Below are 10,797 nucleotides of genomic sequence, written 5' to 3' on the forward strand. Positions count from 1 at the left end.
ATTTAAACTTATTAAAACAACCTACGGCTAACTGAAGCTATTTCAAATATAACCCCTAGCTAGTTAAAGCATTAATACTTCTATTTAGTCCATTAAAAAAGAGGATGCTCGTTTATAATAGCATCCTCCTTAACATGATATAATCCAATTTATATAAAAGACTCTTATCTTTTAATAATCTTCTGAGTATAGCGACCTCCGTTAACATCGTATACTTCAAGTATAAATATGCCTTGCGGTAAACTACTTGTATTAATAGTAGCCTTTGAATTAACTATTTGCTCTGTTAACAATACGGATCCTGCAATATTATTAACAGATACTCTTTCAATAACCTCTGACGATTCAATTACAAACCTATTACTGAAAGGGTTTGGATAAACCTGCGTTATACTTCCATTATTATCAAGTGCAAGAGGAATCACATCTTTCGCAAAAAATGTCACAATCCTTTTAGGGAATGCATTTCTCCAAGTTCCAGCTGGAGGCATAAACCACATCTCTAACTTATACTCTGTTTCTTCTAGAAGTGCACCTGCTTCTATATTTAAATTAACATCAAAACTTCCTGTACCAGCAGTATTTCCATTTACACGAGCAAATGATACATGCTGATCTCCAGCAGGATCAACTGTTTTAATAGCTGCTGCAAAATCGCAAAGAATTGTAGATGTGTAATTAATTTTTAGTTGAATGGAAGTTGTTGCTAAAGCAATTGCAACAGGCATATTATGAGCATCTAAAACAGGTTCTTCAACAATAGGATCTGTGACATCATCTTCTACACCACAAATTGAGATACTTCTCCAACGCCCACGAGCGGTAGCAAAACCATCACCTTCGGGCACTAAACCGTTAGACACTTGATTTGAAGTTACCCTTATTATATCACCTGTTTTAAGAGCTACTGTTTCAGTATTCATTACCAATTCTTGATAGGTATATGCTGGCGTAGAAGTTCCAAATATTTTACTATTCTGCTGCTCTCCTACTTTAACATCATTGATCCAAACAGTATAAGTAGACTCTCCATCAGGCTCGCCAACCGTTTTTAGCGTAAAAGTAACGTCACCCTCATCTCCGGTATAAGTTATCTCGGCAGCTATAGATTGATTTAGTCCATTACTCCCTCCACAACCAATTACAGGCTCACCTTTATTCACACCGTCAGAAGGGGTACCTGGTACAGATTGCTTTGCAGCAACATCGTAACCTGCCACACTTAAGGTAGTAAACTCCTGAGCGTTAATTATTTTACATTGAGGTTTATCTCCCGTTCCACAATCTTCGCATGGTGCAGCTCCTGGTCGCATATATTCTGGTGAATTAGTGGCCAAATCAAGCTTCTCAGCAATTTTCACGTCAGAGCCTTGCTTATAGAATAAATAATAATCAACGCAGGTACGTTGGGCTCTTCCACTCACAGAGAATATATACTCTTCGCCTGCTTTAAATGAATATTTCATGATAGCCTTATTGTTATGAGTTGGTTCACCTTTCACAAAGCAACCCCAATCTTCAAGTCCTCGACCATAAAGCTTACACCAATTTGATAATTCTGCTTTGGTAGCACCACCCGCCTCTTCAAAATCACCAGCCATTTTCACATAAATATCATTACACTTGTCCCATGCTGCTCCATTTTGGTTTTGAGCCATACGTCCTGTTAAAAAATATATGCCACTTGTTTTAGGTGTAAAACGATACACGAGTACATCCTGACCTGAAGCATTTCCATTTTCATCACCACCAGTATACTCTAGGTAGGTATTATACAAAGGCTTCACTCCTGATGTTCCTTCAATATATTCAGCCCATCCAGGTTTACGTAATTTCCACTTTCCAAGGTCTGATTTAGTAGACTCTGCTTCAAAGGAAATAAAATCGTTACCTACTGTTGTTTCTCCAGCATCTGCTATTCCTACTTGAATACTTGCAGTACCAATTTTACCACCTTCAACTGAAGTAGCAGTAATAGTTGTCATACCAAGTTTATGACCTGTAACAAGTCCTGTTTCATCTACCGAAGCTATATCACTTGCACTAGATGCCCATGTTACATTTTTATTTAAAGCAGTAGCTGGACTTATCTCCGTTTCTAATTGAACTGTCCCTTCAAGATTTGTAATATGGTATGAATATGGACTAATAGTTACAAAAGCCACTTTTTCTGGGTCTATTAGTGTTGCAATTACATCAGTCCCAATCCAGTTTTTTAGTTTAGTGGGGTTACCGAATTCATCACCACGTACTCCATTTAAATTCGCGCAAAAATAATAAGCCATTCCTGCATCGGAAAAATCACCACCTTTCGCCTTCGAATATATCCAATTAATATTTGGATCTTGATGCGTTTGCATCCAATCCCAATGTTGTTTTGTAGGCGCTGAGAATTTATCTTTACTCTTATAAGCATCAGACCCTTCTCCAGTACCATTCTGGTCAGAAATATCTACGTAATTCACCTTTGGGAAATTACTTTTTAGCATTGCCCAATCCCAACCATCATGATTTGTGGTCTCCTCGTGACTTTTACTCTGACTATGCTTTTCATTCCATGTAGAGTGCGAAATAATAGTTACCCATTCTAAGGCATCAGGAGCAATTGCATTGGCTCTATTAATTCCTTCGCCAATAACATGCATTGGACCAGCTGCTATTATAAACAAAGGGTTATCTTCAGTTGAAATAACCATGGCATCGCGCATAGCATTGTATGCATCTTCTGGTCGTTCAACTGCAGCAATAAAATTACACTCTGTAAATCCAAAACGTTGGCCTGCACCTTCAGCATGCTCTCTCATAACCTCAAGATCATTACTTTCGCTACCCCATATATGATCAGCATAGGTATACAAAACCGTGTTGGGTTGCAAGCCAGCCTTAGCTAATATCATTAATGTTAACATACATGCATTATGATCATCATTATCATGTTTGTTACCATCTGAACTAAGAGCTATACGACCTTTCTGTTCCCATAAACCAGAATTTGATGCATAAAGATTCCCCAATAATACAAAGCATAAGCCAATTGCAAATAAGCATTTAAATAGTTGTTTTTTCATAATAAATAGTTTGTAAATTTTAGGGTTACTGAAACATCGTTACTAGATTACAATTACCCATATACTTAAATAGAATAGATACTAATCAATATAAATCTAAACCATTAGTAAAACACTTAACTATGGCCTAAATTCAAATAGCATACACTTAGTAAAATGCTTACCAATTGGATTAAACTCCCCTTAATTAAAAGCATTTGCACACTAATATTATTATTAGAAAATATAATATCCAACCATAAAAAACTTAGTTTTATTTTATATTTATTATTGAAAAACAATTCATATTTTATGATTAAGACCAAAATAAGCCTCTGCTCTTGCTTAATAGTTTTATTATTTTGGGGTAGCTCCTATTTAAGCCATGCACAAAATTTCAATGTTTTAACAAGCCCCAAAGTAAACTCATGGTTGATACTTAATACAGAAACGTGCACTTATAATGAAACTTGGTTTGATGAATGGATTCATAGTATGAAGGGCATTTATAAGTTGGGAATAATTACACACATAGTAACTGATACTATTAGTGGAGAGTTGCATGTTAAATTAGATAACAACATTAACTATAGGTTAGCCGATTTATTAAACCAGATTAATAAATTCCTAGAAGAAGAAGGCAAGCAGTTTACCATAATATATAACGCTGATTATAATACTAATTCTCTAATAAATAAGGTGTCATCATCTTTAGCTAAAGAACTCAACTATACCTATAAACAAAAGAATTATACGCTAGATAACATATTTAAAAACGAGAAATTAATTTGGTTCTCAATGCACAATCATACCAATAAGAACAATACAATTCACTTGTTAAATAACTTCATTCAAAAACAATCAATAATTAATCCCTGCAACAAAACCATCTCAAGCTTTGACATACCTCAGGGTTCAATATTATTTGATTTAGAACACCTTAAACAAGAAACTCACATTAAAAATACAGAAAGAGCACGTTTTAAACAGAAACAAGTCTGGTTAAATGCAATATTCAACAATTGGTACTCAACAGGTATACAACCTGTTTTTATTGTAATGAATACTAAAAAGCATTACCCCACTTATAAAAACACAATAAGGGCACTACAAAAAACAACTAGCATTAATGGGGTTATTACCAATTATGCAGACGTACCTATCAATAATATTTTATGGGAACATAATAATTTCATGCAAACTAATGGCTTATTCAATTTTCCGATTAGGCAAATGAACCAACTCAAACCTTACAAGGCTGGATATGAATTTCACCCTAACTCGTACGATATTTCTATTGAAGATATTAACAAGCAATTCTATTTCAAGGCACAAGCCTTACCCATTAATGAAGCATTAAAGCTAAATATTAGCTTCAATGACAATAAAGTGTGCAAACCATCATCAAATCATGAGGTAACAAGAATTATTAAGGACAGAGGTCGTGGCTCTGTTCTGTCTGTTATTCCAAACTCTGAATTACCTATCGGAAATGTATCAGATTATGAAATTGCCAATAATAGTTTTACCATCTCTTTTTGGATTAAAACATACTCCTCTATCCCACGCAATTGTAATATAATTGGTAATAACACACGCGAACGTCGTAAAGGTTTGCACATTACCATTAGAGATAATAAACCATACTTTGGCTTTTATGACAATGATATATGGTCTGATTTTGAAATTAAACCATATATATGGAACCATTGCACCTTTGTTTATGATAAAACACTAAAACAACAAAGTATCTATATTAATGGAAACCTAAGTAAAACAGAACCCAATAAACTATCGTTTATTGGACAAGATACCCTTTTTATAGGAAGAGCCATTAATATAAATACGACTTATCCCTTTCTATTGGATGATTTAAATATTTGGAACCGAGCATTAAACGCAAAAGAAATAAAGAAACTTGATAAAACCCTTCAATCTAAAACAAATAGAACAAACCTAATTCTATTATTTAGTTCAATATTTATCGCATTAGCAGTGTTTTACTATCTAAAACGAAAACAGGTTTCAATCCCTTTACCAAATAAACAAAATGTAGAATTAAAAAATGCTATTTTAGTATTTGGGCAATTTTCTTTATTGGATAGGCAAAGGAATGATGTCAGTCTACATATGCCTCCATTGGCTAAAGAAATTTTTACTTTGTTACTATGTGCATGTTTTTCTGATAAGAAAGGCCTTGAAACTCAAGAACTATCTAACCACTTTTGGGATGACCTACCTACTGCTAAGGCTCGGAATAATAGAAATGTAGCCATTGCCAAACTACGAAAGTGTATTGAAAACATAGAAGGTTTATCCATTGAATATGAAAAGAAAACACTACATCTAAAAATAGAAAAACCATGCTATTGCGATTACATTGAGGCTAAAGAGTGTGCTAATAAAATTGAAACCAACCAAGCTAACAAATACTATAGTATTGTAAAGCGTGGTATGTTTTTACCTTTTACAGACTGGAATTGGCTAACGGACTTTAAAACTCAATACAATGATGAAGTAATAGAGAATCTTAGTATTTTTCTTATTCAAGCTGGCAAGCAAAAACAGATTAAACTCCAAGAACAAATTTGCAGACATATCCTATCTATCGATGATCTTCATCCCAAAGCATGTTATCATTTAATACAAATACTGTGCAAAACAAACCGACTTACTTTGGCAAAGTCATATTTTAATCGCTTCTCAAAAACCTACTTTAAAGCCTATAACGAACAGTATAAATATTCGTTTGATGATTTTAGAGAAATCCCTACTAAACAGCTAGATGATATTTAATAAAAGATCAGCCTTACTTTGTAATAAAAATAAACACTCAATTGATACGATTATGCTGTAAGGCTGAACAACTATACCATCAGTTGAAAAACAATGACTAATGTGAAATTTTAACGAATAACCACTTTGCCCTCTAAAATTACGGGTGGCTGATTATTTTGGAATATGGTAACTCTGGTATTTGCCACCTCGCCCCTATTGGCAAATTTACTTTTGTGCAGAGTGATGGTAGTTTTTTGATAGGGTGCTATTGAAGCAATAACTGATTCGCCTAACTTAATCCATTTACCATCCTTAAATACCTCTATCAATAACTTAGAATTCTCAGACTTTACTTGTCCGAAATTCTGAAGCTCAATATCTACTTTCAATTTTTTAGAGTTTAGTGAAAATGTAGGATAAGAGGCCGAAAGGGCAGCTTGATTATAATTTAACCAAGGCAAACGAGCAAAGCCAAACAATAAATCACCTCGCCTGGTTTTTCCCAATAACTTGGTTGCAAAGTTAGCTTCAGTAAGTCCATTACCCTTGGCTTCAAAGGTTACAACTAGGTCATCACCTTGCTTGCGTGTGGCTTTAACTTTGGCTCCTCTTCCATAATCTACTTCTTCAGAAGCTCCAAAACGAAGCGACTTCAGGTTGATATCTTTATGCGGATTAAAACCGTCCTCAGCCTTTACTAAAACATCAATAGTTTTGGTATCATCGTTAATCGTATCAGTATCTAAAATGCTAATTAAACGACCCACAGTTAAAGGGATGCTGATGTTCTTTGAGCTATGATTATCACTCCCCTTATCTTGCTTTTTAATGGTATCGCAAACCGCAAAGTTGGCCTGCGTGGCTCTTCCATATTCATCTTGAAACATTTTAATCCGCTCAAATTTATACCAATCTTCTTTTCTACCATTTTCATGGAAAGCAATACCGGGCGCATAGGCTTCTCCCTCATCAAGTTTCCAATGGATACCATCCTTAGAGCGCAGATAATAAGCTATTCGTCCTAACCAATCGTTCACAATCATGTGGTATTGAATATTGGTGCGCCAAACAACCGGATCTTCGTATTTTCCTTCAAAAGGAGGATAAGCACTTTTTTCGCTTACCTGATAATATGGAGGCAAACCGGTTTCGCTAATCCAAATACCTCCTCCTCGACAAACCATTAAAAAGGAACCATCTTCGCGCTTGGCAAAAGTAAGGTTTGCCATGTGATCAAATATAGGTCGCCCCCGCTGATCGTATTCAAAGGCATATTTTTCCCAAGGGCCGTATAATGAGTTGGATAAATAATAAGCATCGCCAGCAAAATCATTAACATAAATAAAATAGCGTCCATCGCTGAGCTGTTGAATTTCGGGGTTATGCCCTTTGCCTATTGAATCCACAACCTGAAAAGGCCCAATGGTATTGTCACAAACAGCATGCACAACCTGCGAAGATGGCCATTGCATGTGCCCCTTAGGGGAATCCTCGCGCCAGCGACAAACGAATAAATGAAATTTTCCATCGTTGCCTTTAACAATATTGCCGCCCCAATACGACCATGCATCATCTTCTAAACCATTACATATATTGCGAGGCTTAACAGCATCGGCACCCCAGGTTTCGCTACTTGGCTTGCAGGTAGATGGCATCGCTTTAAAGCGATCGATAAAACGTCCTCCAGTAACGAGTTTATCCCAACCTTGGGGCAAAGGTCGTTCTACATCTTGGGCACTCAGGCTAAAACCTGAAAGTATCAAAACACAAATGGATATTAGATAGTTTCTCATGATTATAGAGTTATAGTATTTTTAATTACTTAAATATAATTGCAGTACATATCAGTTCAAATATAACTTTCAGAAAATATAACAGGTATATTTGAATTAAATATTGGGCTCTTTGCCCAAACCCAACTTCATTTCTTGCCTTGAAGCAAGAAACAGAAGCAAAGAAATTCAAGGCTGCTTTACAAAAAACTTTCTTATTTATTTGATGCTTAAGTGCGGCTGGCGGATCTAAGAGCAAAGCTCTCAGCTAGCCAGTCTTACTAAAGCTTCAAATAAAACAAAAGCTTTTTGTAAAGAGGCCAACCTAACATGGCGCTTAAGTACAAGCCTACTAAAAATACTTTCCGAATACAAACTATTCATTAACCTCCTAGATTCCTTCTTACAAGCTAGTTAGAACAACATTGATTGGTAGAGAAGAAAACAGAACGGCCATTTGGTAATACCTTATTGGTACCCTTTATTAGAATATCGGCGCTCAAGTGAATATCGGTACACGAACTACCAATTTTAAACTCGTAGTTTCCTGCTTCAACTTCCCATGTTCCATTTTTATACTGAACCAATTGCTCTGGAGAAACATTAAATGTAATCTGTTTTTGCTCTCCTGCTTTTAGCTCCACCCTTTGGAAACCCTTTAATTGAATTGGCTTCATAGTTGAATTGGCCTCTTTTGGCGAAACGTACAATTGTACAATCTCGGTTCCATCAATCTTTCCCGTATTTTTCACACTACATGTAATAGAAAAACGTGCGTCATTTATGCCAACTTGTGTTGGAGCAGTAATTCCTGCGTAAGCATAACTAGTATAAGACAATCCGTAACCAAAAGGATATTGAGGTTGATTATCTGAGGCATAGCCATTTTTATAGTTGATCTCTTGTTTTTTTCCGGTACTAGGATAAGTAACGCAAAGTTTAGCCGAAGGATTTACCTTACCAGTAAGAATATCTGCCACAGCATTTCCACCTTCTTCGCCAGGGAACCAAGCTTGCAAAATAGCGGCACATTTACCCTCAAACTTATTCACCAACTGCTGTCTTCCACCAAAAATAACCAATACAACAGGCTTTCCTGTGGCAATCATTTTTTCAACAAACAACTCCTGATCTCCTGCCAGACTAATTCCTTTGCGCTGACGCCCCTCACCACACAGGTAAATATTTTCGCCCATGGCAGCCACAATCACATCGCTTTGATTGGCAATGTTAATGGCATTTTTCAAGTCTGGCTGCGGCAATCCTTTAATGGCAAGCATTTTTACCCTACTCAATCTATCATCTCCTAAACCATCGGTCATCACTTTTGATTCCAATTCGGCACTCCAATCACAACCACGCTCATGGGCTATTTTTACTTTGGCACCTAAGCTATTTTCTAAACCTTCTTTAAGGCTTACCAATTTAGGATTATTGGGATCGAAAGGCTTACTCCACCAAAACGAAGTCATCGATTGATAAGTATAATCGCCCAATAAACCCTGCACAGTAGCAGCATTAGGCCCCACTAAAGCAATATTATCGATACCTTTTTTCAAAGGAAGAATTCCGTTATTCTTTAATAATACAATTGATTGACAAGCCGACTCATAAGCTAATTTTCTGTTAGCAGGAGGATCAAAATCTAGGTCCCCATCAAATCCTATTTGCGGATTCTCATCAAGCAAACCTAATCTCGCCTTCATGGTAAGAGATCTCTTTACGGCAGCGTTAATCACATCCATTGAAATGATACCTTTTTCCACTGCCTCAACCAAAAATGGAAATGCATCAGGGTTTGACAATTCAATATCGATACCTGCTTCAATAGACTTTACTGCAGCATCCATCAGCGACTCCGCCTGCTTATGACCGCGATAAACAAGACGAACAGCGCCATAATCACTTACCACAACACCATCAAATTTCAATTCATCGCGCAGCATGGTACCCAACATCTCTTTACTTATAGAAACCGCTTCGCCTTTATATTTTCCATAAGATGGCATCACACTTTTTGAACCCGCTACCTTAATAGCCGCTTCGTGAGGCATTATATACTCTTCGTATAATTCTTTCGGATTATTATTCTGAGTTCCATATCCTGCAAAATGCTTTGTTGTGGCAGCTACCCCCGTTTTTAAATCATCGCCTTGAAGGCCATTTACAAAGGCAACGCCTAAACGAGAAGTTAAATAAGCATCCTCACCATAACTCTCTTCAATACGTTCCCAGTGTGCTGTTCTGCTAATATCGAGCATTGGCGACAAGGCAAAAGTTGCTCCTGCAGCACGCATATTTAAACGAGTTGTATTGGCATTCTTTTCTATTAATTCCGGATTCCAAGTACAGCCCATTCCAATTTGCTGAGGAAAAGTAGTGGCTCCTAAAGTGGCAAAACCCGTAATGGCTTCCTCGTGAAATATCGCAGGTATTTGAGTTCGGGTTTCCGTTAATAAATAGTTTTGCACCTCTCTAACAAAATCGCGCAATTCGTTTGGACTCATGGTCAACGATGATGAAAACTGACAAAAGTGACCAATTCCATCTGGGATTACTTCTCTGGCTTTTTCTATTGAGAATTTACCATCCTCCATAACTTTGGTAGGTCTGATACCTTCTATTTGTACTAATTTCTCTTCTAATGTCATTTCATCCATAAGCGCATCAACTATTTTATCAGTTTCTGCAGTGGCAAACGGATGTTTAATTTCTTCTACTTTATTATTCTGGCATGCCACCAAAAGCGTTGTAAGCACAACAATAAAACTCATTGCTAATTTTTGTAAGCTCATCATTATTAATTTAGATTTCATTTTTGATAAAGATGCAAGATGAGTTACGAAAACTCAAATATTTTATGTTAGTTTAAACATAGCAAGCCTTTTAATTTTTGAATTATTATATTAGCAAACCTTTAACATCACAAATACTAAACACTATAAAACAGCAGTTTATAAAATAATGCATATTACACATCTCACATTTAAACTTTCAGTAGTAGTTCTGCTCAATTTCATAACAAACCTTGTTTTGGCCAATAAGATTGATGCTGTTAGCTTTTATAAAGAAGGAAAGTTAACACAATATAAAAACCCAGAAAAAGCATTAATACTTTACAACAAGAGCATAAAATACTTTGAGCAAATAAATGACACGAATACAATTGCTGATATTAAACTAAGGCAAATGGGTATTAA

At 36.0% G+C, this 10,797-nt stretch carries 5 protein-coding genes; 2 read left to right on the plus strand and 3 right to left on the minus strand.

The genetic code is table 11. The features are described from left to right. Positions 1–164 precede the first annotated feature (164 nt). Positions 165–3,068: an Ig-like domain-containing protein gene (locus A8B35_RS10010; protein ID WP_075602883.1), complete on the minus strand. Its 2,904-nt coding sequence runs from the start codon at positions 3,066–3,068 to the stop codon at positions 165–167. A 291-nt stretch (positions 3,069–3,359) separates the two neighbouring features. Here A8B35_RS10010 and A8B35_RS10015 point away from each other — a divergent pair, with 291 nt between their 5' ends. Beyond that, a complete protein-coding gene (locus tag A8B35_RS10015; RefSeq protein WP_171973186.1) occupies positions 3,360–5,843 on the plus strand; it encodes a LamG domain-containing protein in 2,484 nt (827 codons plus the stop codon). Positions 5,844–5,953: 110 nt separating this feature from the next. Here A8B35_RS10015 and A8B35_RS10020 read toward each other — a convergent pair whose 3' ends face one another. Both A8B35_RS10020 and A8B35_RS10025 read right to left on the minus strand, forming a co-directional pair. Then, on the minus strand, positions 5,954–7,618 hold the full coding sequence (locus A8B35_RS10020) for a glycoside hydrolase family protein (RefSeq protein WP_075602885.1): 1,665 nt from the start codon (positions 7,616–7,618) through the stop codon (positions 5,954–5,956). Between the two features lie 389 nt (positions 7,619–8,007). Next, positions 8,008–10,392, minus strand: a complete 2,385-nt coding sequence (locus tag A8B35_RS10025; RefSeq protein WP_083634406.1) for a glycoside hydrolase family 3 N-terminal domain-containing protein — start codon at positions 10,390–10,392, stop codon at positions 8,008–8,010. Positions 10,393–10,561: 169 nt separating this feature from the next. Between A8B35_RS10025 and A8B35_RS23575 the strand changes: the two genes are divergently transcribed. Further along, positions 10,562–10,797, plus strand: a 236-nt coding sequence (locus A8B35_RS23575; RefSeq protein ID WP_222844134.1) for a hypothetical protein, incomplete at its 3' end; no start/stop codon positions are given.

The organism is Saccharicrinis aurantiacus, assembly GCF_001660705.2.
Classification (GTDB): Bacteria; Bacteroidota; Bacteroidia; order Bacteroidales; family Marinilabiliaceae; genus Saccharicrinis; species Saccharicrinis aurantiacus.

Bases quoted from the DNA above. Each gene is read 5' to 3' on its own strand.
- A8B35_RS10010 (WP_075602883.1), bottom strand. From the start codon at position 3,068: ATGAAAAAACAACTATTTAAATGCTTATTTGCAATTGGCTTATGCTTT.
- A8B35_RS10015 (WP_171973186.1), top strand. From the start codon at position 3,360: ATGATTAAGACCAAAATAAGCCTCTGCTCTTGCTTAATAGTTTTATTA.
- A8B35_RS10020 (WP_075602885.1), bottom strand. From the start codon at position 7,618: ATGAGAAACTATCTAATATCCATTTGTGTTTTGATACTTTCAGGTTTT.
- A8B35_RS10025 (WP_083634406.1), bottom strand. From the start codon at position 10,392: ATGAGCTTACAAAAATTAGCAATGAGTTTTATTGTTGTGCTTACAACG.